A 1097-nucleotide genomic window follows, 5' to 3' on the forward strand; every position below is an offset into this window, starting at 1 on the left:
CGTATCCAGGAGGGGGTGTCCGCGCTCGCCGGGTACGGCGGCATCTTCCAGCGCAACACCAGGGCCTCCGGCGTCATCCCGCAGATCTCGGTGATGCTGGGCCCGTGTGCGGGCGGCGCCGCCTACAGTCCGGCCCTGACCGACTTCGTGTTCATGGTGCGCGACACCTCGCAGATGTTCATCACCGGCCCGGACGTGGTGCGCGCGGTGACCGGTGAGGAGATCTCCCAGAACGGGCTCGGCGGCGCGGACGTGCACGCCGAGACCTCCGGGGTGTGCCACTTCGCCTACGACGACGAGGAGACCTGCCTGGCGGAGGTGCGCTATCTGCTGGGGCTGCTGCCGCAGAACAACCAGGAGGCGCCGCGCCCGCAGCCGTGCACCGACCCTGCCGGGCGCCGCGGCGAGGTCCTGCTCGACCTGGTGCCCGCCGATGGCAACCGCCCCTACGACATGGTTAAGGTCATCGAGGAGCTCGTCGACGACGGCGAGGTCCTGGAGGTGCACGAGCGCTGGGCGCGGAACATCATCTGCGCCCTGGCCCGTCTGGACGGCCAGGTCGTGGGCATCGTCGCCAACCAGCCCCAGGCGCTGGCCGGGGTCCTGGACATCGAGGCCTCGGAGAAGGCGGCCCGCTTCGTCCAGATGTGCGACGCCTTCAACATCCCCCTCATCACCCTCCTGGACGTCCCCGGGTTCCTCCCGGGCGTGGACCAGGAGCACGGCGGCATCATCCGCCACGGCGCGAAGCTCCTGTACGCCTACTGCAACGCGACCGTGCCGCGGATCTCGCTGATCCTGCGCAAGGCGTACGGGGGTGCGTACATCGTGATGGACAGCCAGTCCATCGGCGCCGACCTCACCTACGCCTGGCCCACCAACGAGATCGCGGTGATGGGCGCCGAGGGCGCGGCCAACGTCATCTTCCGCCGCCAGATCGCCGCCGCCGAGGACCCCGAGGCCATGCGGGCCCGCATGGTCAAGGAGTACAAGTCCGAGCTGATGCACCCCTACTACGCCGCCGAACGCGGCCTGGTCGACGACGTCATCGACCCCGCCGCCACCCGCGAAGTCCTCGTGAACTCGCTGGCCATGCT

At 69.8% G+C, this 1097-nt stretch carries 1 protein-coding gene; it reads left to right on the plus strand.

Going from position 1 to position 1097, the window contains the following annotated elements:
* Positions 1-1097 (plus strand): acyl-CoA carboxylase subunit beta (locus GPA10_RS41500; RefSeq protein ID WP_157169909.1); only part of this gene is annotated, 1097 nt, incomplete at both ends.

This window comes from Streptomyces typhae (assembly GCF_009755605.1).
Taxonomy (GTDB): Bacteria; Actinomycetota; Actinomycetes; order Streptomycetales; family Streptomycetaceae; genus Streptomyces; species Streptomyces typhae.